This window comes from Mycobacterium sp. WMMD1722, from assembly GCF_049315205.1.
Taxonomy (GTDB): Bacteria; Actinomycetota; Actinomycetes; order Mycobacteriales; family Mycobacteriaceae; genus Mycobacterium.
The window spans coordinates 765,828-789,558 of record NZ_CP186056.1 but is presented as its reverse complement, the minus strand read 5'-3'; the positions used below and the strand labels follow the sequence as shown (position 1 = coordinate 789,558).

The following is a 23,731-nucleotide window of genomic DNA, read 5'->3' as shown; positions in this document are numbered from 1 at the left end:
CCTACCGGCCGATCCCCTTGTAGGCGAATCCGGCGGCGCGCACGGCAGCCGGGTCGAAGCTGTTGCGACCGTCGAGGAACACGCACCCGTCGGCGGTCAGATCCGCCAGCCGGGTCAGCGGGATCTGATGGAACTCGCGGTGCCCGGCGAGGACCACCACTGCGTCGGCATCCTTGACCGCCGACTCGATGTCGGGGGTCAGCGCGAGGCTGGTGACCGACAGCGCCTCCTGGTCGGTCACCCAGGGATCGTGGATACAGAGCTGGCAGCCGGACTTCTCCAACAGGGAGATGACGTGTCTGGTCGGCGTCAACCGGCAGTCGCCGGTGTTGTTCTTGAAGGCGATTCCCAGCACCGCGATCTTGCTGGTGCTGACCGTCTTACCGTGATCGGCCAGCAGCTGCCCCAGCAGCGAGTAGGTATATCCCGGCATGGTGTCGTTGACCGTCCGCGACGTTCGCGGGATCGACAGGTCCAGCCCCAGCGACTGTCCGAGATGGTTGACGAACCACGGATCCTTGGTCAGGCAGTAACCGCCGACGCCCATGCTCGGACGCAGGATGTTCACCGGGTGACCCCCTTTGGGCATCGTGTTGGCCGCCTCGATGACCTGCAGCGCATCCATCCCGAGCCGGTCGCACACCTTGGCCAGTTCGTTGGCCAACGCGACGTTGAGGTCCACCCACAGGTTGTCGGCGAGTTTGACCATCTCGGCGGTCCGCGGGTCCTCGACGATCACCGATTCGACACCCAGCGCATGTCGCCACAGCGTCGCGCAGGCGCGGGCGCTGCGCTCGTCGACCGCACCCACCACCACGGGAATCGACGTGAGCTCGTGAACGGCCTGGCCCTCGGCGAGCCGTTCGGGGCAGAACGCCAAGCCGAAGTCGACCCCTGCTCGCAATCCGGAGGCCTCTTCGAGGATGGGCCGGACCAGCGTCTCGGTGGTGTCGGGCGGCACCGTGCTCTTGAGGATCACCACGTGTCCGGGTTGCAGATGCTCACCCACCGCACGCGCCGCGGCCTCGATGTCGTCGACGATGGGTTCATAGTCGGGCCCCAGCGGCGTCCCGACGTTGACGATCACGAAGTCGTTGTCGACGATGGCGCCGAAATCCGTTGTGGCGCGCAACCGCCCGTTCCGCACACTGTTGGCGACCAGTTCACCGAGGCCGGGCTCGGCCACCGCGGTCCGGCCCGAGTTGATGTCCTCGACGACGCTGTCGCGCACGTCGATGCCGGTCACCGGCCACCCCCGGTCGGCCAGCACGGCGCCGATCACCGTGCCGATGTACCCGAAGCCCACGACGGCGATACCGGACCGCATGCCGCGGACCATCAGGTCGATCTCCGCGTCGCTGCGTCCGAATGCGCCCCTGGCCATGCGGTACCACACCTTTCAGTCCCTCGCGGCAGTCGGCGAGATGGCGGTCAGGCGATCGGTCCCGACTCGGCGGCAGTCTAACTAACGCTACCGTCAATCATCGCCGTTTCGCGTTTTTGGCGAAGCTGTTCACCGGCATTCGGCGGGCCGGCCGGTCACGGGTCGACGCGCGAACCCGCGGTCCGAGGTCGGCGCCGCAGAGTTCGCCCGGTGTGCCGACGCACGACGTCGGCTGCTGTTACTCTGCGGCCGTGCTACGGCGTCAGAGACAACAAGAGCGCAATCCGGGTCACACCAATCTGGCGCTTCGGCGCGAGGGACCCAGCTACAAACCCGGCCAGTTGGATGGGAAAGCTGCCGGGCGGATCGCGGTGGACACCCTCAAGTCATTGCGGCGGCTGGTCAATTCCGCGGTGTCCATCGTGCTGTATCAGCCCACCGGATCCGAACCCGAGGAATACCACAAGTGGTACTACAACACCTTCGTGTGGAACAAGACCACCTGGCTGGGGATAGAAACCTGGAAGTCCGTTTCGGACATGTGGAATTACCAGGAGATACTGTTCGACCTGAAGCCCGCGCTGATCATCGAATTCGGTTCGAACCGGGGTGGCTCGGCGCTGTTCTTCGCGCACGTCATGCAGCGTATCGGCGCACCGTTCAAGGTGTTGTCGGTGGACATCAGCCACCAGCGACTCGATCCGGCGGCAATGGCCGAGCCCGATATCGAATTCATCGAATCCTCGTCTACCGAACCGGCGATCGCACTGCGCATCGAACAGCTCAAGAAGGAATACCCGGGCACCATATTCGCCATTCTGGACAGCGATCATTCCAAAGAGCACGTCCTGGCGGAGATGAAATTACTGCGGCCGCTTCTCGCATCCGGTGATTACCTGCTGGTGGAGGATTCGTGCGTCAACGGCCACCCGGTACTGCCCGGCTGGGGCCCGGGTCCCTACGAGGCGATCGAGACCTACGAACAAGAGTTTCCGGACGACTACACCCATGACGTCGAGCGGGAGAAGAAGTTCGGCTTCACGTTTGCGCCCTACGGGTTCCTGCTCCGCAACTAGACGCCCAGCACACACCGGCCGGCGGGCACGAATGGACCGCGCGGCCCGTCGTCGGCAAACGCGTCGGGGTCACACCCGGCAGGCGACGCGGGCGAAATCCTCGACGTGGTCCGCGGCCGCCGCGGCACTGCGCTCCGCGGTGATCAACCGCGGTGCGAGCTCTCGGGCGCGCCCCGCGAACCGCGGTGTCAGGATCCGGCGCAGATCGCGTTCCAGCGAACTCTCGGTGGTGGTCGAAAAGCGGTGGCCGACACCGACTTCCAGCCGTTTGATCGCCGCAGCGAAGAACGGCTGGTCGGGTAGCGTCCAGAGCACCAGCTGCGGGACACCGGCCCGCAGAGCCGCCGCCAGCGTCCCGGCTCCGCCGTGGTGCACCACCGCGCGACACCGCGGGAAGATCGCTGCGTAGTTGACCTGGCCGACCACCTTCACATGGTCGAGCCGGGGAAGATCCCGCACCTCGGTGCCCCCGGCCCCGATGACGGCGCGCTCGCCCAGGCGCGCGCACACCGCGGCGATCATCGCGATCGTCTCGGCCGGCGAACCGATCGGAACGCTGCCGAAACCGAAGAAGATCGGCGGGCTTCCCTGACCGCACCACGCGGCGACGTCATCATCGGCGTCGGTGGGCGTGGCCAGTGCCAGTGCCCCGACGAACGGCCGCTTGGCCGGACGCTGGGCATTCCAGGGCGCCCACTCGGCGGCGAGACCGGGAAAGCACACCGGGTCGTACGCCTGGATCTCCAGCGAGCCGCGCCCGGCGATCCGGTGCGCGGCGCATCCGGAGGCCTCCGGCAGGCCGAGCGCGCGCCGTTGGCCGTTCTCGGCCACGCGGGTCCCCCGCCAGGCCGCCCAATCGTTCGCCTTCATCACCAGGCGACTCAGCGGGCCGGGCAGTGCCCGGAGCAACTGGCCGTGCGGGCGGCACGGGAAGTACTGCAGGGTGACCAGCGGTAGTTCGCGACGCTCGGCGACGTTGGCGGCGGGCTGTTCGAAGATCAGGCCAGTGAGCAGCAGGTCGGCGCCCTCGGTCACCGACGCCAGGGTCTCGGTCATCGACGACCAGCAGCGGGCCGCGAATTGCTCGGTCTCGCGAGCCATTTCGTTGAGCTCGCGCAGCTTCCACGGGGTACGTGAGTAGCAGGTGAAGTATCGGCGCTGCAGGTCCAGGATCGGTGCGGAATCCAGGCCGTAGGAGACCGTGTCAAGACCCGCCGACTCGGCGAAAGCGACGAGGTTGGGCGGCACGACCATGAGGATGTCGTGTCCTCGGCGGCGCAACTCCCGGCCGACCACGACGGCGGGTTCGACGTCGCCGCGACCCCCGTAGCTCGACAACACGAACTTCATCGCAGGTCTCCGCCTTTCGTCTGGCCCGATCGCCGGGAAAGCCGCGACCATTATCACCAGTTTTTTGACGTTGTCGTCAGCATTCGTTGATACGATGCCGTGGCGCCAGTACCAGGCCGAACCGTGGGCCGCAACGTTGAGGAGCTCGAGTTTGGTTGTCGGCGAATTCGACGTCCACGACGCGGAACGCACCGTGTTCGACGTCATCGTCATCGGCACCGGGATGGGCGGAGGTGTACTGGGCCACCGGCTTGCCGCGTCCGGACGCCGCGTGTTGTTCGTCGAGAAGGGTCGCTCGACACTGCCGGGGGCTCCCGACACCATCCGCGCCGCGGTGCCGGAGTCGGCCGAACCGCAGGCCGCCCGGTCGGTGGCTGCCTATCGTGATGCCCTGGCGCGCGCGGGTCGATCCACCGACGAGGTAGAGGACATCAGCGGACGCTTCCCGAAGCGGTTCACTCCGTTCATCGGCAGCGGCACCGGCGGATCGTCGGCGCTCTACGGCATGGTCTGCGAACGCTTCTTCGCGCAGGACTTCACCCCGCGGCAGAACTTCGCCGATCCGGGTGATTCGACCGTGCCCGAAGCGTGGCCGGTGAGCTACGAAGAGCTGGCGCCGTGGTATGCACAGGCCGAGCGGCTGCTCGGTGTCCGCGGCCAGCCCGATCCGCTCCGACCGGAGGCTGCTGCGGTCGGTTTACCTGCTGCTCCGCCGTTTTCACCCGACAACCAACCACTCGTCGACTATCTGACCGACCGCGGCCTGCACCCCTACCACCTGCCGATGGCATGCGACTACACCGCCGGCTGCGTCACCTGCCAGACCTACCTGTGCGACCGCGGTTGCAAGAACGACGCCGCGCGCAACTGCGTCCTGCCGGCCGTCACCGAGTACGGGGCGCACCTGCTGACCGACTGCCGAGCGCTTCACCTCGCGGCCGACCGCCGGCGGGTCAACGAGGTGATCTGCGCACACCAGGGCCGCTCCCTGACCCTTCGCGCTCGAGTGGTGGTGCTGGCCGCCGGGGCATTGGCCACCCCGTTGCTGCTGCTCGCTTCCCGGTCCGGACAGTGGCCGCGGGGTCTGGCCAACAGCTCGGATCTGGTCGGGCGCAATCTGATGCGTCACCTGCTGGACCCGGTCGAGATCTGGCCGCAGCCCGATTCGGCGATCACCGATGCCAATAAGGAGATCGGCCTCAACGACTTCTATTTCCACCAGGGCCAGAAATACGGGACGGTACAGTCCTTCGGCGCGATCCCGCCGATGGAGTGGCTGGTCAACCGCCCGGGCGCGCAGGGTCGGGCACTGCGCCTGATGACGCCGGTGGTGCGCCGCGTCTACGAGCGGTTCTTCACCGGCGGTCTGGTCCTGGCGGCGATGATGGAGGACCTTCCCTATCTGGACAACCGGGTGCTGCCGCCCGATCCCGCCGGCGGTCGCCCGCACGCCCGGATCCACTATCGGCTGCACGCCAACGAGATCGAACGGCACGGCGCCTTCATGCGTCTGTTCCACGAGCTGTTGAGCCCGTTCCGCAGCCGGTCGCTGGGCAGTGGACGCAACAACGCCAATCTCGGGCACGTCTGCGGAACCTGCCGGTTCGGCACCGATCCCGCGACCAGCGTGTTGGATGCGCACAATCGGGCCCACGAGCTCGACAACCTCTACGTCGTCGACACCTCGTTCTTTCCCTCCAGCGCGGGCCTGAATCCGAGTCTGACGGTGGCCGCCAATGCCCTTCGCGTCGCGGGCCACATCGATCAGGCGCACTTCGCCTGACCGGTCTGGTCGCGCGGCGGCGTCAGCTGGGTTCGCGCACCGGTAATCCGGCCGCCCGGTAGACGTCGTCGATGAGGGTCATGTTCTCGACCGCGTCCTGCGGTGTCGTGCGCACCGGGACACCACGCTGCACCGACGCCGCGAAGGCGTCGAGCTGGTAGGCGTAGGTCGCCCGGCGTGGGAAGCGCTCGACCCGCTTGCCCGCAGCCGAACGGACACGCAGCAGGGGCAACAGATGGGGCGCGGCGGGGCTGAGGATCCGCAGCTCGCCGCGGTCTCCGACGATCCGGGCGCTGGCGCGGAACAGATTCGACGACCACAACGCGCAACGCAGCCGGCCGACGTGCCCGCCGGGATACCGCAATTCGGCACTCATCGCCCGGTCGACCCGCGGATCACGCAGTCGCGCCTGTGCGGAAACGACTTTCGGGGTCGATCCGCCGAATGTGCGGGCCATGTTGGCCACGTAGCTGCCGGCGTCCATCATGGCCCCGCCGGCCATGTCGAAGTTGTAGCAGTTGGCGGAGAAGGGCCGCAGCATCACGCACAGGGCGATGTCCACCAGTTGCAGCCGGCCCAACTCCCCCGACGCGATGATCTGTTCCACCCGCAGCGTCAGCGGGTGGTGGCGGAATTGGATCGCCTCCATGACGACGCGGTCCGACCTGCTCGCCAGCTGGGCGATCTCGCGCGCCTCCGCACCGTTGGCGGTGAACGGTTTCTCGCAGAGCACATGCTTGCCCGCAGCCAGCGCGGCCCGGGTCCACCTGCCGTGCATGCTGGTCGGCACGAGCACGTAGACGGCGTCCAGGTCCGGGTCGTCGATCAGTGCCTCATAGCTGCCGTGCGCACGCGGGATACCGTGTGCGGCGGCGAATTCGTCGGCGCTCGGCTGGTCCCGGGCGCCCACCGCCGCGACGACGACGTCGGGATTGTCCCGGGCCGGGTTGATCATCGTGGTGGGTGCGAAGCTCGACGCGCCGAGGATGCCGATCCGCACCGGCGCCACGGTGTCGGACATCGGCCGGTGCCGGGAGTGGCCACCGTCGGGGGAAGCGCTTGGACTGCGGTCGGGTGCTGGCATCTCAGTGGTCCTCCGCTCTCATGCCGGGTGCCGCACCGGTAGTCCGGCGGCCCGGTAGATGTCGTCGATGACGGTCATGTTCTCCACCGCGTCCTGTGCGGTCGTCGGAAAGGCGGCCTTCCGTAGGACGGCCGCGGCAAAGGCGTCGAGCTGATACGCGTACGAGGTGCGCTTGCCGAAGCGTTCCACGCGATCACCGTCGGCCGACCGAACCCGCAGCCGGTGAAACAGGTGCGGCAGCACGGGATTGACCACCCGAAGCGCACCCCGGTCCCCGATCACCCGGGCGCTGATCCGCAGAACATCCGACGACCACATCGAGCACCGGATCCGTCCGGTGTGCCCCGCGGCGAATCGCAGGTCTGCGGTCATGGCGCGATCGACCCGCGGTCCGCGCACCTTCGCCCGCGCTGACACGACCTGCGGAGTGGAACCGCCGAACGTCCGGACCAGGTGTACCGCGTAGCACCCGGCGTCCATCGTGGCGCCGCCGGCAAGCGCGTAGTCGTAGCGGATGTCGCCGAATTTCGGCAGCGGGAAGCAGAATGTCGCCTCCACATGCTGCAGGGCGCCCAATTCCCCCGACGCGATGATCTCCTCGACCCGCCGGATCAGCGGGTGGTACCGGTGGTGGAACGCCTCCATGACCACCCGGTCGGATGACGCCGCCTGCGTCGCGACGTCGCGTGCTTCGGCGGCGTTGGCGGTGAAGGGCTTCTCGCACAACACGTGCTTGCCCGCCGCGATGGCGGCCCGGGTCCATCGGCCGTGCAACGAGTTCGGTAGTGGGTTGTAGACCGCGTCGATGTCCGGGTCGGCGATCAGCGCCGCGTAGTCACCGTGCACGCGGGCGATCGCGTGCCGGGCGGCGAACGCGTCTGCGCGCATCCGCTGCCGGGCAGTCACCGCGGTCACCGCCACCTCGGCGGTGTGGCGGGCCGGCTCGATCAACGCGGCCGGGGCGATGCGCGCCGCTCCCAGTATTCCGACCCGGATCGGACTTCTGCGCTCAGACAACAGCGTGCGGCGATGATCCGACGCCGGCGCTCAGCGGCGCCAAAACACACCGGTGCCGTCGATATCGACGATCGGCGCGCTGATCCCGTGATCTCGGCGGTAGTTGGTCACCGCGCGCTCGCATGCCTTGACCGCCCGGTAGTCATCCACGATGCAGAAACCCCCGGGCGACAGCCGCGGATACAGCGCATCCAGTGCCTGGATCGTCGATTCGTAGAGATCGCCGTCGAGCCGCAGCACCGCGATCTGGTCGATCGGCGCATCGTGCAGGGTGTCCTTGAACCACCCCGGCAGGAACCGCACCCGACTGTCGAGCAGACCGTAACGTTCGAAATTGGCCTTGACCTCCGCCTCGGACACCCCGAGGATGCCGGCGGCGAAGTCGGCTCGGATCCCCTTGTCGGCGGCATAGCTGTCGGGGTCGGAGCGCGGAACGCCCTGGAACGAGTCGGCGAGCCACACCTTGCGGGTCTCGTCTCCGTAGGCCGCCAGCACGCCGCGCATCAGGATGCACGCGCCCCCGCGCCAGACGCCACATTCGACGAGATCGCCCGGAACATCCTCGGCGAGCACGGTTTCGACACAGTGCTGAAGACTCGTCAGACGCTGCATCCCGATCATCGTCTCGGCCTCGGCGGGCCAGTCCAGGCCCAGCTCGCGCTTGTTCTCGGTGAACGGGCTCAGGCCCAGCCGCAACGGGCTGACGGTGTTCACCGCCTTGAACAGCAGGCGGCGGCGCAGCGGCCATTGCGACGGGATGCGCTCGTGCATCCCGGACCGGGTGAGGTTGCGACGCAGCAGGTCCAGATACAGCGATCGGACGTCGTAGCCGGTGACGGTCAAAGCTGCCCCTATCTCAGGTGGGTTCCCGCGCAGAGTGTAGACAGCCGGGCCCCACCTGTTCGCCAAAATTGACGCAAAAGTTAGTTAAGGTCCGTTCTCGGCCGCGGCGCGATAGCCGTAGACGGCGACCGGCAGGATCACCGCGGCCAGTGCCACCGCCCACACCGCCGTCAGGAGCATCGGCCAACCTGCCGGATCACCGTGGGCCAGTGCGCGCATCGTGCCGATGGTCGCGGCCATCGGCTGATACTCGACGAGCGGCCGGACTCCTGCGGGAAGCAGCTCGACCGGGGGCGATCCCGAACTGGCGAACACCGCGCTGATGGCCGGCACCGCGAACCACATCAACGCCACGCTGTTGGCCGTGCGCACGGCGATGGCGATCAGGGCGGCCGAGAAGATCACCCCGACGACCACCGGCACCGCCAGATACAGCGCCATGTCGAGCCACCCACCGCGGAATCGCAGACCCAGCCCGACGCCCACCAACGTGATCAAGGCCGATGCGCCCAGGGTGCGGACCGCTTCGGCGATCAACCGTCCGGCCAGGGCGCTGTATCGGTGCACCGGCAGCACCCACAGCCGGCCCAGCAGTCCCACGTCCCGTTCGATCCAGACGTTCATACACGCGGCGAGTGCGCCGAACATCGCCCCGGCCACCGCGCAGGTCGGCACCAGCCCGTAGAGACTGTCCTGCCCGGTGACGTTCATGACCGACTCGCCGACGAGCAGGTAGTACGTGATGAGCAGGAAGGTCGGGAACAGCAGCGACTGCACGGGCACCGTCGGTTGGCGCCGCCAATGCGTGAACAGCCGGCCGGCGAACACAAGACTCTCGGTCACCGGATTGCTGCGCACCTGCTCGGTAGTGGTCATTCCGATCGCCGCTGCACCCGAACGGCCAAGGCGCCGAAGAGCACCAGCAGTCCCAGACACCACGCCAGGCTGATCGTGAGGTTCTCGCCGACCACGTGCCCGCCCGCCAGGTCGCGCAGCGTCTCGGTCACCTGGGAGACAGGCTGGTAGCGGACGAAGGAGTGCAGCCAGTCGGGGAAGGACTCGACCGGCGCCATACCGCTGGACAGCATGATGAGCAGCAGCTGAGGGATCAGCAGCAACTGGCTCGAGGTACCGCTTCGGCCCATCTCGGTTCCGGCGATGCCGGCACCCGCAGCGTCGGCGCCCAACGACAGCGCCAAGGTGAAGACCAACACGAAAAGGGCGAAGGCGACGGCGTATCCGACACCGAGGATGCGGAACCCGAAGAGGTATCCGACGGTGACCGCCACGATCAGCGCGATGGCACCGCGCAGCAGGCAGTACAGCATGCGTGCCAGCAGCGGCGCAGCAACCGGGATGGGCAGCGTACGCAGACGCACGCCGAATTCTGACTGCTGGTCCACCGCAGCGGTGTCCACGGTGGTCAACGCGCCCAGCAGCATGACCTGAACGATGATGACCGGCAGCAGATATTGGGCGTAGGTGATGTCGCCGGTGTCGATCACGTTGCGCAGCGCGAAGTGGAAGACGACGAAGAATCCGATGGGCGCCAGGATCGCGAACGGCAGGTCGTCGCGCAGCTTTCCGATCACCATGCGCTCGGTCAGCGCGGCAAGCGCCGTCATGTGCTCGCGCTGTCGCGGGCGACGGCAGGAGCTGCCGGGGTGTCGCCGTCGGTCAGCTGGAGGAAGGCTTCGTCGAGCGAGGGTTTGCGCAGCGAGATGTCGGCCAGATCGATACCGAGCCGGTCGAGGCGTCGGAGCACCTCAGTGAGCATGGCGACACCCGTGGGTGCCGGCACCGAGACCGTATTGGCTTCGGCGTCGGCTTCCACACCGTCCAGATCGGCCACCGCCAGGCGAATTCTGGACAGATCGGCCGGGTCGACCGGACTGACGGTGCAGTAGCTGTAGCCGACGCGATGTTTGAGGTCCTCGGCGGTTCCGGTGGCGATGACGCGGCCATGGTCGATGACGACCACCGAATCGCTGAGCAGGTCGGCCTCTTCCAGGTACTGGGTGGTGAGCAGCACGGTGACGCCTTGATTCTTCAACCCCGACACCAGATCCCAGACCGCGCGACGGCTGCGCGGGTCCAGCCCGGTCGTCGGCTCGTCGAGGTAGAGCACCTGCGGGGGAATCACCAGGGCTGCGGCGATGTCGATGCGCCGCTGCATACCGACGGAGTAGGTGATGACCCGCCGGTCGGCCGCGTGGGCCATGTCGAACTGCTCGATCAGCACGTCGGCCCGCTCCTGCGCGCGTTTGCGCCGCAGCCCGCGCAGCCGGCCGAACAACACGAGGTTCTCCCGCCCCGTCAGCTGCCAGTCCAGTGCCGCGAGTTGCCCGGTGGCGCCGATGCTGGCCCGCACCTTGGCTGGTTCGGCGACGACGTCGTACCCCGCCACCCGGACGCGCCCCGAGGTGGGTCGGAGCAGGGTGGACAGGATCTTGATCGTCGTCGTCTTGCCAGCGCCGTTGTGTCCCAGCACCGCGCATACCGTTGCGGTCGGGACCGAGAAACTGACGTCGTGCAGCGCGCGGACGTTCCCGCCGAACGTCTTGGCGACGCGGTCCACCTCGATCACGAGTGCCGATCGTAGGCGGGTCGAGGGCCGGCCGACCGTGAATTGACGTAAGCGACACTTCTCACTGCGCGGCGAACTCCTCCAGCCGGTCGGCTGCCGCCGCGACGCTGTCGGCCGGCGAGTTCATCCGGGCCGCGACCGCCCGGGCGCGCGCCCCGCACTCCGGGGCCAGGATGGTCCGCAGATCGGCCACCAGGCTCTTCTCGGTGGTGAACGAGAACCGCCGCGCGGCACCCACTCCGAGTCGTTTGATCGCCGCGCCCCACATCACTTGGACGTCGGCCATCCACAGGATGAGCGCGGGCACCCCGGCGCGCAGACCGGCGGCGGTGGTACCGGCGCCGCCGTGGTGGACGACCGCACGGCACAACGGAAAGATCGTCGCGTAATTGACCGCGCCGACGACTTTCACGTGCCCGGGCAGCGGCACGTCGCCGAAGTCGCTCCATCCGGCGCCGACCAGAGCTCGCTCGCCCAGCCGGGCGCAGGCCGCACCGATCATGGCGAGGGTGTCGGCCGGGGATTCGACCGGGATGCTGCCGAAGCCGAAGAAGATCGGAGCGGTACCCGCCGCGATCCACGAGACGACGTCGGCGTCGGCCTCGGTGGGCGCCTCCAGGGTCAGTGTGCCGACGAACGGCCGCTGCGCTCGCAGGGGGGCCCATTCCGCCGCGAGGCCCGGGAAGCACACGTCGTCATAGGCCTGGATCTCGAGCGCCCCGCGGGCCACGAGTCGCGCCGGCGCCGGACCCGCCGCGGCGGGGAGGCCGAGTTCCCGCCGTTGGCGCTCCTCCACCTTCTTGACACCGCGCCACACCAGCCAGTCGTAGGTCCGCATCGCCGCCCGGAGCACCCGCGGCGGCAGATGCGGCAGCAGGTGCCCGTTGACCCGGACCGGGAACCACAGCACCGTCGCCAACGGAAGCCGTTGACACTCAGCGACGTTGAGCACCAGTTCCTGATAGCTCATCCCGGTCACGAGCACGTCGGCACCCTCGGCCAGACTCGCCATCACGGTGCTCATCTGCGCCCATGCGCGGGTGCCGGGCTCGCGCGACTCCCGCAGTAACCGCTTGACCTCGTCGACCCTCCAGAAGTTCCGGAAAACGCGCGACCAGAGGTCGCGCGTCGATTCCAGCCACGCTTGATTGTCGGGCCCGTACTCGACCGCCGTGAGGCCGGCGGCTTCGGCGAAGCCGAGCAGATCGGGCGGGACGGCCATGCACACATCGTGGCCGCGACGCATCAACTCGCGGCCGAGCGCGATGCCGGGCTCGACGTCGCCCCGAGTGCCGTAGAAAGCAAGAACGATGCGCACCGCGACCTCCGCGCGCCGGGTCAGGACCAGGTCCCGCTGCGCCGATGGGCCAGCGCGAGAACCTCGAGTCCGACTTTGACCAGCGACGGCAGCATCAGCCGGTTCAGGCGGCGATAGCGCTGCGAATCCTCGGTGGCGATGCGGAAACCGCGCTCGCCGGCCAGGTATGCGTCGTAGACCCGGTCCAGGACGGACTCATCCCACGGTTCGTCGCGAGCGGCGGCGCCGAGCGCCTCGTAGACCGAGGACACCCAGTCCGTGCCGAACGGTTCGGGCACCGGGCCGCTGTGCCGATGGTGCCGAAGGCCTGGGTTCAGGAACTCGTCGACCGCCTTCTCGTCGGCGGTACCGAGATCGACGCCCACGGCGGTGCCGATGCGCTTGACCTCCCGGCGCCAGTCCTCGAGCAGATTGGCGTATTCCACGATCACCCGCGGCACACCGCGGGTGTCCCGCTCGCCCAGCAGGGTGTACTTGAGCCACCAGGCGCTTGCCAGCTCGGGCGACGACCGCACGTAGATCTGCCGTCGCGCACGTTCCTCGATCGAGGCCGACGCCTCGGCGGGGTGTCGCAGTGCGACCACCGCCGCGACATCGAAGCCGGCCGAGCGCGCCCCTTCGAACCACAGGTCGATCAGCGCCGTGATCTTCGGTTCCTTGATCACCACCAGCGGCTCCGGCGGCAGAGCGGCGAAGAACGACGCGATCTTGCGCACCCAGACCTGATCGCTTCCGGCGCCTGTCCGGTCCGCGGCGCCCAACGCGAGGTCGTAAGCGGAGCTGCCCCGGCTGCGCAGGATCTCCTCGTTGAGGTGGATCGCGGCCCGCGGTTCCCAGAATCCGCGCGGATTGTCCCTGGTGGCGCCCAGCAGTCGCCGCGGCAGCGCCGCACCGCACAGCGCGAGCACCCGTGCCAACGCCGAGGTCCCCGACCGGCCGAAACCCAACACGAACAGGGCCACGGGGCGGGTGCCGGTCGGGGTGTGCGCGTCCTGGCGCTCGGGGAACATCCGTCAGCGACGCGGGTCGCGACGGTCGGGATGGACACCCGACCGGGACGTCGAGTCTCCGCCACTGGCGGTCGGACGCTCCGCGGCATCGCGGTGGCAGCTGTGCACGGCGACAGGATAGGGATACCGCGGTTCCTTCTGCAAGGAAACGAGCACACCGGCCACGTCCTCGAACTCCCAAGTGCCGGTATCGATTGACGTCATGGCAAATTTTGCCGGTACGGTCCGCCCGACTCGGCTACCCTCGATGCCGAGGACAACGATCCGTACCCGCCGCGACTGGACGCGCGGCGGCGCTCACCAATGGCCAAACGGCGGCTTCGCCGAGCGCCGCGGATGGATCCCATGGTCATGGAGGCGCAGTCGTGGCAGTGCAGATACGTTCGGGCCGAACACCTTCGGATCGCAGCCCGGTCACCGGCGCGGCCCGCGCCGATCATCGCCTGGCACTGTTGGACCAGGCTTTCTACGAAGGACATCGGGCCGCCGGGCAGCGTGAGGTGATGCAGGTCGGCTGGGTGTACGAACGGGCCGTGGACCTCGATCATCTGGAGCTCTTCCGGACCAGGCTGGCGCAGGGCTTACTGGGGCGGCTCATCGAGCGCTCGCCGCTGCCGTTCGGCCGGCACCGCTGGGTGCGAGACCCGCACCCCCCCGGCCTCGACATCTCCCTGGGTGTCCGCCCCCGCTCCGCACTCACCGACTGGTTCGACGAATGCACCCAGCTCCCCATCGATCCGGAGTCGGGACCGGGCTGGCGGATCAGCGTCACGCCCCTGGCCGACGGCGCCACGGCGGTCAGCCTGGTGCTGTCCCACTACGTCATCGACGGGATCGGCGCCGCGATCGCGGTCACCGAGGCCCTGATGAACTTGCCGCGCCCGCTGGACTATCCGCCGCCCCGGTCCCGCGCCGTTCTGCCGGCTCTGGCGCAGGATCTCGGCGAAACGTTACGGGACGCTCCGAGCGTCGGACGGGCGCTCTCGGCAGCGGCCCGGGAAGCCCGCCGTCGTGCGCGCGACGCCGAGCGGTCGCATCCGGCCCCGACCGTCGCCATGCCCACCGCCGGTTCCGACGACCCGGTCATCGCCCCCAGCGCCTGGGTGCGGATCCCGTTGGACGAGTGGTCGGCGTGTGCCGAACGGCTCGGCGGTACGGCCGGCACCTTGGCCGCGGCGTTCACCGCGAAGCTCGACGAGCGGATGGGTCGCACTCACGGAACCGCGGACGGTGTCAGCATGTTGCTCACCGTCAACGACCGGACCACGGCCGACGATGCGCGGGCGATCGCCGTCAAGTTCATCCGGGTCGGTATCGACCCGACGACGGTCACCGGCGATCTCCGCAGCGCCCGTGCCGCCGTCAAACAGGCGCTCAAGGCGGCACAGGAGACACCGGACGAGGCGGCCGATCTCGTTGCGCTGACCCCGTTCACCCCGGCGCGCGGCTGGCGGCAGCTGGCCGAGTACGCACTCAACGATCCGGAGCAGCCCGCGGTCTGCTCCAACCTCGGCGACACCGGACCGGCCGCCATCCGGCCCGACGGCACGCTGTGCGACGTCGCCTTCGCCCGCGGCGCGAGCCAGCACCTCACCGGGCGCCGGCTCGAGCGCATCGGCAGTCAGCTGCATGTCTATTACGGAACGGCGATGGAGATCAATCTGGTCACCATCTACCTGTGCGGATTCCAACCCGCCACGGTGTCCACCAAGGCGGATCTGCGTGGGCTGACGGCACAGGTGCTCGACGAATTCAACCTGTCCGGCGACATCGAGTGACCCTCTGATCAGCCGAACGGCCCCGCGGGCCGCTCCGCGGCGTCGCTGACCTGCTGCGCGTGCGCAACCTGCTTGGCGGTGTATCCGATGAACAGCGCCGAGACACCCAACAGCGCCACTACCGCGGTGAGCCACATGAGACCGTCCGTGTAGCCCTGTTCGAGGGCGTGCAGTTGGCTCTGGTTCATCGCGGCCACGGGTCCGGTGGTGCCGCCCAATTGCAGTGTCCGCGAGGTGATCACCACCTGGATCACCACCAGGACCAACGGCCCGGCGAGAGTCTGGAGCATCACCGCGATGGCCGATGCGGGTCCGATCCGATCCACGTCGACACTCGCGATCAGTGCCAGGCCCAGCGGCACGCCCACCATGCCGACACCGACGGCGCCGACGGCGATGGGCACGACCAGATAGGGGAAGTAAGACACTCCCGGTCCGAGCGTCGCGGCGCCGTAGCCGATGGCGCCCGCCATCAGGACGGCCCCGGTGAGCACCACCGCGCGCGGGGAGAACCACGTCACCAACCGCGACGCCGCCACCACACCCAGGGCGATGGCGATGGTGAACGGGATGAAGGCGATACCGGCTCGCAACGCGGAATAGCCCATGACGTTCTGCACGTAGACCGCGATGAGCACGGTCATGGTGAAACCCACACCCCGGACGAGGAACATTCCCGCGAAGGTGGCCAGTCGGCTGCGTTCGGTGAACAGGCTGAACGGAACGATCGCATTGTGCGCCGACCGTTCCACCGCGACGAAGGCGGCGAACGCCGCGACCGCAACCACACCGGAACCCACCGTGGCCGCCGACGTCCAGCCCCGCTCGGGACCCATCGAGAGACCGAAAACCGTTGCTCCGCAGACCAGGGTGGCCAACACTGCACCGCCGACGTCCAGCTTCACCCGGTCTTTCTGGGTCTCCTCGAGCATGGTGCGGGCCAGATGGATCACCAGCAATCCGATCGGCACGTTGACCAGGAAGGCCAATCGCCACGAGACCCCGGTGAGCGTCCCCCCGACCACCAGCCCCAGCACCACACCGATACTGGCCATCGCGCCGAAGGCCGCGGTCGCCGCATTGCGGGTGGGGCCTTTCGGAAAGGTGGTGGCCACCAGTGCCATACAGGTCGGGGTGACGACTGCGGCGGCCACGCCGTGCAGCAATCGGGCGACCACCAGCGAACCGCCGTCCCAGGCGACACCGCACAGCACCGAGGCGATGGTGAACAGCGTGACCCCGCCGATGAACGTGCGCTTCCTGCCGAATGTGTCGCCGAGCCGACCCCCCAACAGGATCAGGCCCCCGAAGGTAAGCATGTAGGCCGTGACCACCCAGGTGAGCCCGGCGTCGGACAACCCCAGATCGTTCTGGATCTCCGGGAGCGCGAAGATCGCGACCGGCCCGTCCATCGTCGCCATCAACTGGATGCCACCGATGGCCACGACCGGGCCCAGGAAGCGACGAGAGCGCAGCCAACCCGGGACGTACTTCCCGGTTGCCTGCAGCGCGGTCGATTCGGCCGGCATCGATAGAGCCCCGCTCTGCGCGTCGTGTTCCCTCCGCTGTAGCGGACGACTCTAGCAGCCTCGGCGGCGGTGTCGACGTCCAAATGTGACGCTAACGAAAATTATGTGGCGCGCCGCCCGCAAGATTGCCGGGTGTGGCGCGGGGTGGCTGTCAGCGTGCACCGCACCCCGGCCCCGCGACCGAGAAATCTTTGCCGCGACAAATTCGCAGGTCCGGCCCGATCGGCACCCGCATGGTCAAACGCCCAGCTCACAGGCACTGACCAGCTACCGTCGAGGTCAGCGGTGGACGCACAGCACCCCAGACAACGCCGCGTCACTCACCGGCTCGTGACGACACGCACGCGTTTGCGAAAAATGCCGCTACGGTGACGGCCATCGTGATTGACTTACGCGTCAAATGCGCGCACTCCCCTTGACGTGCTCGGCGGCGGACACCTCCCTGCCGCACCGAGAATCCTGCGGCGGATCAGCGTGGCGTGCGAGTCAACGGCCTGGCAGAGCGCCAGGCGCGAAGCCCGGTGGGAAGGTGGAAGGTGGGTCCGGTGGTCGACGGCAGCTTGCCCGACGTTGAGCCAGCGCCGTCCGATATCGACGACGCAAGCGCCCCGGACGCCGGACGCCCGGCCGCGACACCCGCACCGACGTCCGCCCGGCCGCGCCGTCGCCGCAAGCCCGGTGCCGCATTGTTCGCATTGTTTCGACGGCTGTGGATCCCGCTCGTCATCGCGGTCGTGATTGCCGCCGGCGGATTCACCGTGTCCCGGCTGCACGGGATCTTCGGCTCGGACACCTCGCTGCCGTACGGCGACACCGCCGGGAACTCCAGCACCGCAGTCAATCCCAAATACCTGAAATACGAGGTCTTCGGCCCCGCCGGGACGACCGCACAGATCAGCTACTTCAACGAGAACGGGGACCCCCAATTCCTGGACGGCGTACCGCTCCCGTGGTCGTTGAGCTTCCCGATCACCGGCGCCGCAGGCGTGGGAAGCATTGCCGCCCAGGGTGACAGCGAGAGCATCGGATGCCGGATCCTGGTGGACGACATCGTCAAAGCGGAGAAGATCGCCACTCATGAGGTGAGCACGTTCACGTCGTGTCTGCTGAAGGCCGCATGAGCAATCACCAGCTGCCGAACCGGCGTCCGTTCGTGGCGCGCACGATTCACCGATTCTCCGCGCTGATCGTCCTGGCGTGGCTGGCCATCATCGTCGCGCTCAGTGTCGGCGTTCCGTCGCTCGAACAGGTCGAACAGCAGCACTCCGTATCGCTCAACCCCGTCGATGCGCCGTCGCTCAAAGCCGCCGACCGGATGAGCGAGGCCTTCCGGTCGCCCGACGGTGCCGGTGTGGTGATGATCGTGCTGGAGGGGCAGGAACCCCTGGGCGCAGCCGCCCACGAGTTCTACGACACCATCATCGGAGAACTGCGCGCCGACACCGAGCACGTCCAGTACATCCAAGACTTCTGGGGTGACCCGCTCACGCAGGGCGCGGCTCAGAGCGCCGACGGCAAAGCGGCCTATGTGCAGGTCAGTCTGGCCGGCGAGCAGGGGCAGGCGTCGGCCAACGCATCGGTGGCCGCGATCCGCCACATCGTGGACCAGATCCCCCCACCCCCGGGGGTCAAGGCCTATGTCACCGGGCCGTCGGCGATCGCCGCCGACGTCGGACAGAGCGGCAATCGCACCGTCATCCTGGTGACCGCGGTGAGTATCGCCGTGATCTTCGTGATGCTGCTCCTGGTCTACCGATCGGTGTTCACCGTCCTGCTGTTGCTTCTGGTGGTCGGCATGCAACTGCAGGCCGCGCGCGGAGTCGTCGCCCTGCTGGGCCACCACGGCATGCTGGGGCTGACCACATTCGCGGTGAATCTGCTGGTGGCCCTGTGCATTGCGGCCGGCACCGATTACGGGATCTTCTTCATCGGGCGGTACCAGGAGGCGCGTCAGGCCGGTCAGGACCGGGTGACCGCCTACTTCACCACCTACCGCGGCGTGGCCAAGGTGGTGTTGGCGTCGGGGCTGACGATCGCCGGCGCTCTCTACTGTCTGAGCTTCACCCGGCTGCCGCTTTTCAATGCGATGGCGCTGCCCACCGCGATCGGGGTCGTGGTCGCCGTCGCGGTGGCGCTCACGCTGTTCCCGGCCACGCTGGCCCTGGGCAGCCGTATCGGACTCTTCGACCCCAAACGCAACCTGGCGGTGCGCGGGTGGCGGCGGCTGGGTACCGCCATCGTGCGGTGGCCCGCACCGATTCTGGTGGCGACCCTGGCCATCACCCTGTTGGGGCTGCTGGCGCTGCCGGGATTCAAACCCAGCTTCAACGATCAGAAGTATCTGCCCGACGACATTCCGGCCAACGCCGGCCTGGCGGCCGCCGCCCGGCATTTCCCACCCTCGGCGATGATGACGCCGGAGGTGTTGATGGTCGAGACCGACCACGACCTGAGGAACCCGGCCGACTTCCTGATCCTGCACAAGCTGGCCAAGGCGGTGCTCGCCGTCCCCGGCATCTCGAACGTCCAGGCGGTCACCCGCCCGGAGGGAATCCCCATCGCCCGCGCCACGATTCCCTACATGCTGAGCATGCAGCAGGCCGGCCAGCAGCAGTTCATGCAGTTCCAGAAATCGCGCATGAACGATCTGCTGCAACAGGCCGACATGATGACCGAGATGATCGCGATCATGCAACGCATGAACGGGTTGATGCAGCAGATGGTGACCACCACGCACGACATGGTCACCAAAACCCATGAGATGCAGGAGATCACGACCGAGCTGCGAGACAACGTCGCAGACTTCGAGGACTTCTGGCGGCCCATCCGCAACTATCTGTACTGGGAACCGCACTGCTTCAACATCCCGCTGTGCTGGTCGATTCGCAGCGTCTTCGACGTGCTCGACGGCGTCGATCAGCTCAGCGCGAAGCTGGACAGCCTGGTGGACAACCTCGACCAGCTCGACGCGCTGCTGCCTCAGATCGTCAGTCAGTTCCCCGAGATGATCGCGATCATGCAGAACATGCGCACGATGATGCTCACGATGCACAGCACCATGGACGGCATCTTCGGCCAGATGAACGGCACCGGTGAGAATCCCACCGCCATGGGCAAGGCGTTCGACGCCGCTCAGAACGACGACTCGTTCTTCATCCCGCCGGAGGTCTTCCAGAACGAGGACTTCAAGCGGGTAATGAACGTCTTCCTGTCGCCCGACGGCAAGGCGGTCCGCATGCTGATCATGCAGAACGGGGACCCGGCCTCGGCCGAGGGCATCTCGCGGGTCGATCAAATCACCAGCGCCGCAGATGAAGCGCTCAAAGGGACGCCGCTGGAGGGGTCCAAGGTCTATCTCACCGGGACCGCCGCGATCACCAAAGACCTCGTGGTGGGGTCCGAATTCGACCTCATGATCGCCGTCGTCGCCGCCATCTGTCTGATCTTCATCGTGATGCTGATGATGACCAGGAGTCTGATCGCCGCATTGGTCATCGTGGGCACCGTGCTGATCTCGCTCGGGGCGGCGTTCGGGTTGAGTGTCTTCGTCTGGCAATACGTTCTCGGCGTCCAGATCCACTGGGCGGTGCTGGTGATGACGGTGATCACCCTGCTGGCTGTCGGGTCGGACTACAACCTGCTCCTGGTCGCCCGCATCAAGGACGAACTCGGCGGCGGGATCAACACGGCGATCATCCGCGCCATGGGCGGCACCGGCAAGGTGGTCACCACGGCCGGGCTGGTCTTCGCGGCCACCATGGGTTCGATGGTCGTCAGCGATCTGCGCAGCATCGGTCAGGTCGGCACGACCATCGCGATCGGCCTGCTCTTCGACACCCTGGTGGTGCGCGCGTTCATGACTCCCGCGATCGCCGCCCTGCTGGGCCGGTGGTTCTGGTGGCCGCAACAGGTGCGTCCGCGGCCGGCCAGCGCATTGCTGCGCCCCACCGGAGCTCGTCCACTGGTACGGGCCCTGCTGCAGAACCCGCAACAGTAGTGACGGCGGTGTCCCGGTGGTGGCGGTGGTGGTGAGCGCGCGGTGAGCACACATCAGCTCCGCAGGCGACGGCCGCTGGTGGCCCGCACGATCCGCCTGCTGGCCCCCCTTGTCATCCTCGCCTGGGCGGCGCTCACGCTGGTGGTGACCTTCGGGGTGCCGTCCCTCGAGCAGGTGGGCCGTGAGCAGTCGGTGCCCATGAGTCCCAAGGACGCACCGTCGGTCGAGGCGATGTCGCGGATGGGTCAGGTCTTCGGCGAGTCGGATTCGGACAGTACGGCGATGATCGTGCTGGAGGGAGAACAACCGCTCGGCGACGACATCCGGAGCTATTACGAGGGACTGGTCCGCGATCTGCGTGACGACCCCGAGCACATCGAGCACGTGCAGGATCTGTGGGGCGATCGACTGACCGCCGGCGGAGCGCAGAGCCCCGACGGCAAGGCGGTGTACGTCCAGCTGAATCTGGTCGGCGATCAGGGATCGTCCACCGGGATCGAATCGGTCGCCGCGGTCCACCACATCGTGGACCGGTCGCCGCCGCCGCCGGGCGTCACCGTCTACGTCACCGGAGCGGCTCCGCTGCTGGCCGATATGCAACACAGCGGTGAGAGCTCCATCCTCAAGATGACGCTGATCGGCGCGGTCATCATCTTCGTCGTCCTGATGATCGTCTATCGGTCGGTCGCCACGGTCGTCCTGCTGTTGATCACCGTGGGCATCGAGTTGTTCGCCGCCCGGGGCATCGTGGCCTTCCTCGGTCACCACGACGTGTTCCTGCTGTCGACATTCGCCATCAACCTGCTGGTGGCCCTGGCGATGGCAGCCGGCACCGATTACGGGATCTTCTTCTTCGGCCGCTATCAGGAGGCGCGTCAGGCCGGTGAGGATGTCGAATCGGCCTACTACACGACCTTTCGTGGCGTGGCGCCGGTCGTCCTGGGCTCCGGGCTGACGATCGCCGGTGCGCTCCTGTGCCTGAGCTTCACCCGGATGCCGATCTTCCAGACGATCGGTGTGCCGTGTGCGGTCGGCATGCTGGTGGCGGTCGGCGTCGCACTCACCCTGGTGCCGGCCGTGTTGACCGTCGGCAGCAGGTTCGGGCTGTTCGATCCGCGCCGCAAGATGGCCGTCCGGCGGTGGCGTCGGGTGGGTACCGCGATCGTCCGATGGCCCGGGCCCATCTTCGTCGCGACGCTGACCGTGACGCTCGTCGGCCTGATCGCCCTGCCCGGCTACCGCACCAGCTACGACGACCGCCGATACATCCCGCACGATGTTCCGGCCAATCAGGGCTATGCCGCCGCCGACCGGCACTTCTCCCAGGCGCGCATGATGCCCGACATCCTGGTCGTCGAATCCGATCGCGATATGCGCAATCCGGCCGACTTCATCGTGCTGCACAAGATCGCAAAGGCCATCTTCGCAGTCCCGGGAGTGTCCCGGGTGCAGGGAATCACCCGCCCGGAGGGCACACCGATCGAACGGACCTCGATACCGTTTCTGATCAGCATGCAGACCGCGGGTCAGCAGCAGATGATGGAGCACATGCGCGGCCGGGTGGCCGATATGTACGCCCAGGCCGAGATGATCGACCGGCAGATCGTGCTGGCCCAGAAGATGTACGACCTGCAGCGTCAGATCACCGACGTGACGATGAACTCGGTCAAGCTGATGCACGACCTCAACCTCGTGATGGACGACGTCCGTGACGGGATCGCCAACTTCGACGACTTCTTCCGGCCGATCCGCAACTACTTCTACTGGGAACCGCACTGCGTCAACATCCCGATCTGCTGGTCGCTGAGAAGCCTCTTCGACTCAATCGACACCATCGACGCGATCACCGGGAAATTGCACGAACTCGAAGGCGAACTCGATCGTTTCGTCGAGGTGCTCCCGCAGCTGCTGGCGCAAATGCCGCGGATGATCGCGATCATGAAATCCATGCGGGACATGCTGCTGACGATGCACGCCACCATGTCCGGGACCTTCGCCGTGATGGACGACTCGACGCGCGATGCGACGGCCATGGGACAGGCGTTCGACGCCGCCAACAACGACGACTCGTTCTATCTGCCGCCGGAGGTGTTCGAGAATCCGGATTTCCAGCGCGCGATGAGCTCGTTCCTGTCCCCCGACGGGAAGGCCGCGCGGTTCATCATCTCGCACCGGGGTGATCCGGGGTCCCCCGAAGGCATCGCCCGCATCGACGCCATCAAGGCCGCGGCGGAAGAGTCCCTCAAGACCACACCGCTGCGCGGTGCGAAGATCTACATGGCCGGCAGCGCATCGACATTCGACGATTTCCAGGAAGGGTCCAGATACGATCTGCTGATCGCCGGGGTGAGCGCACTGTGCCTGATCTTCCTGATCATGCTGCTCATCACCCGCGGTCTGATCGCCTCGCTGGTCATCGTGGGTACGGTCGCGCTGTCACTGGGCGCGTCGTTCGGCTTGTCCGTGCTGATCTGGCAGTACATCCTCGGCATCGATCTGCACTGGATGGTGCTGCCGATGGCGGTCATCGTGTTGCTGGGCGTCGGTTCGGATTACAACCTGCTGCTGGTGTCGCGGATGAAGGAAGAGCTGGGCGCCGGGATCAACACCGGCATCATCCGCGCCATGGGCGGCACCGGGAAGGTCGTCACCAACGCCGGTCTGGTGTTCGCATTCACCATGGCCGCAATGGTTTTCAGCGATCTTCAGGTCATCGGTCAGGTGGGCACGACCATCGGCCTCGGTCTGCTGTTCGACACGCTCGTGGTCCGGGCGTTTCTGACCCCGTCGATCGCGGCGCTGCTCGGCCGGTGGTTCTGGTGGCCACTCGTCGTACGTCCCCGTCCGGCCAGCCGCATGCTGCGCGACATCGGACCGCGTCCGCTGGTGCGGGCCACCCTGTTGCGCAAGGAAGGCCAGTCCGACGACGCCATCACCGACCCCTTCCCGGCGCCGCCGGGCTGACATCGCAACGC

Annotated in this window: 17 protein-coding genes; 6 read left to right on the top strand and 11 right to left on the bottom strand. The window is 67.4% G+C overall.

What is annotated here, in order from left to right:
- Position 1: 1 nt before the first annotated feature.
- Positions 2–1,384, bottom strand: a complete 1,383-nt coding sequence (locus ACN27E_RS03590; protein WP_422746633.1) for a nucleotide sugar dehydrogenase — start codon at positions 1,382–1,384, stop codon at positions 2–4.
- A 371-nt stretch (positions 1,385–1,755) separates the two neighbouring features.
- Here ACN27E_RS03590 and ACN27E_RS03585 point away from each other — a divergent pair, with 371 nt between their 5' ends.
- Positions 1,756–2,460, top strand: a complete 705-nt coding sequence (locus tag ACN27E_RS03585) for a rhamnosyl O-methyltransferase (RefSeq protein ID WP_422749579.1) — start codon at positions 1,756–1,758, stop codon at positions 2,458–2,460.
- A 69-nt stretch (positions 2,461–2,529) separates the two neighbouring features.
- Here ACN27E_RS03585 and ACN27E_RS03580 read toward each other — a convergent pair whose 3' ends face one another.
- Positions 2,530–3,810 carry a glycosyltransferase gene (locus ACN27E_RS03580; RefSeq protein ID WP_422746632.1) on the bottom strand — a complete coding sequence of 427 codons (1,281 nt, stop codon included), beginning with the start codon at positions 3,808–3,810 and terminating at the stop codon, positions 2,530–2,532.
- Between the two features lie 151 nt (positions 3,811–3,961).
- On the opposite strand from ACN27E_RS03580, the gene ACN27E_RS03575 reads away from it, so the two are divergent.
- Positions 3,962–5,593: a GMC oxidoreductase gene (locus tag ACN27E_RS03575; RefSeq protein ID WP_422746631.1), complete on the top strand. Its 1,632-nt coding sequence runs from the start codon at positions 3,962–3,964 to the stop codon at positions 5,591–5,593.
- Positions 5,594–5,615: 22 nt separating this feature from the next.
- On the opposite strand, the gene ACN27E_RS03570 is transcribed toward ACN27E_RS03575, so the two are convergent.
- The 8 genes from ACN27E_RS03570 to ACN27E_RS03535 all read right to left on the bottom strand — a co-directional run bounded on the left by ACN27E_RS03570 (position 5,616) and on the right by ACN27E_RS03535 (position 13,452).
- Positions 5,616–6,614 carry a Gfo/Idh/MocA family protein gene (locus ACN27E_RS03570; protein WP_422746630.1) on the bottom strand — a complete coding sequence of 333 codons (999 nt, stop codon included), beginning with the start codon at positions 6,612–6,614 and terminating at the stop codon, positions 5,616–5,618.
- An 81-nt stretch (positions 6,615–6,695) separates the two neighbouring features.
- Positions 6,696–7,694, bottom strand: a complete 999-nt coding sequence (locus tag ACN27E_RS03565; protein WP_422746629.1) for a Gfo/Idh/MocA family protein — start codon at positions 7,692–7,694, stop codon at positions 6,696–6,698.
- A gap of 30 nt (positions 7,695–7,724) precedes the next feature.
- Complete coding sequence (locus ACN27E_RS03560; protein ID WP_422746628.1) at positions 7,725–8,537, bottom strand: TylF/MycF/NovP-related O-methyltransferase; 813 nt, start codon at positions 8,535–8,537, stop codon at positions 7,725–7,727.
- An 84-nt stretch (positions 8,538–8,621) separates the two neighbouring features.
- Entirely contained in the window at positions 8,622–9,413 is a 792-nt protein-coding gene (locus ACN27E_RS03555) for a hypothetical protein (RefSeq protein WP_422746627.1), read from the bottom strand.
- Positions 9,410–10,162, bottom strand: coding sequence for an ABC transporter permease (locus ACN27E_RS03550; protein ID WP_422746626.1), 753 nt, complete (start codon positions 10,160–10,162; stop codon positions 9,410–9,412). The genes ACN27E_RS03555 and ACN27E_RS03550 overlap by 4 nt, the downstream gene beginning before the upstream one ends.
- Positions 10,159–11,124, bottom strand: coding sequence for an ATP-binding cassette domain-containing protein (locus tag ACN27E_RS03545; RefSeq protein WP_422746625.1), 966 nt, complete (start codon positions 11,122–11,124; stop codon positions 10,159–10,161). The genes ACN27E_RS03550 and ACN27E_RS03545 overlap by 4 nt, the downstream gene beginning before the upstream one ends.
- A gap of 61 nt (positions 11,125–11,185) precedes the next feature.
- Positions 11,186–12,442: a glycosyltransferase gene (locus tag ACN27E_RS03540; RefSeq protein WP_422746624.1), complete on the bottom strand. Its 1,257-nt coding sequence runs from the start codon at positions 12,440–12,442 to the stop codon at positions 11,186–11,188.
- A gap of 20 nt (positions 12,443–12,462) precedes the next feature.
- The gene (locus ACN27E_RS03535; protein WP_422746623.1) at positions 12,463–13,452 is read right to left on the bottom strand and encodes a sulfotransferase family protein; all 990 of its coding nucleotides are present in this window, start codon (positions 13,450–13,452) and stop codon (positions 12,463–12,465) included.
- Positions 13,453–13,817: 365 nt separating this feature from the next.
- On the opposite strand from ACN27E_RS03535, the gene ACN27E_RS03530 reads away from it, so the two are divergent.
- The gene (locus tag ACN27E_RS03530; RefSeq protein ID WP_422746622.1) at positions 13,818–15,230 is read left to right on the top strand and encodes a hypothetical protein; all 1,413 of its coding nucleotides are present in this window, start codon (positions 13,818–13,820) and stop codon (positions 15,228–15,230) included.
- Positions 15,231–15,238: 8 nt separating this feature from the next.
- On the opposite strand, the gene ACN27E_RS03525 is transcribed toward ACN27E_RS03530, so the two are convergent.
- The gene (locus ACN27E_RS03525; protein ID WP_422746621.1) at positions 15,239–16,759 is read right to left on the bottom strand and encodes an MFS transporter; all 1,521 of its coding nucleotides are present in this window, start codon (positions 16,757–16,759) and stop codon (positions 15,239–15,241) included.
- Positions 16,760–17,454: 695 nt separating this feature from the next.
- On the opposite strand from ACN27E_RS03525, the gene ACN27E_RS03520 reads away from it, so the two are divergent.
- From ACN27E_RS03520 to ACN27E_RS03510, 3 genes are read left to right on the top strand one after another with little or no spacing between them, the layout of a single operon-like run.
- Positions 17,455–17,880: an MmpS family transport accessory protein gene (locus ACN27E_RS03520; protein WP_422749577.1), complete on the top strand. Its 426-nt coding sequence runs from the start codon at positions 17,455–17,457 to the stop codon at positions 17,878–17,880.
- The gene (locus ACN27E_RS03515) at positions 17,877–20,756 is read left to right on the top strand and encodes an RND family transporter (protein WP_422746620.1); all 2,880 of its coding nucleotides are present in this window, start codon (positions 17,877–17,879) and stop codon (positions 20,754–20,756) included. Before ACN27E_RS03520 ends, ACN27E_RS03515 begins: the two co-directional genes overlap by 4 nt.
- Positions 20,757–20,798: 42 nt before the next feature.
- The gene (locus tag ACN27E_RS03510) at positions 20,799–23,720 is read left to right on the top strand and encodes an RND family transporter (protein WP_422746619.1); all 2,922 of its coding nucleotides are present in this window, start codon (positions 20,799–20,801) and stop codon (positions 23,718–23,720) included.
- Positions 23,721–23,731: the final 11 nt, after the last annotated feature.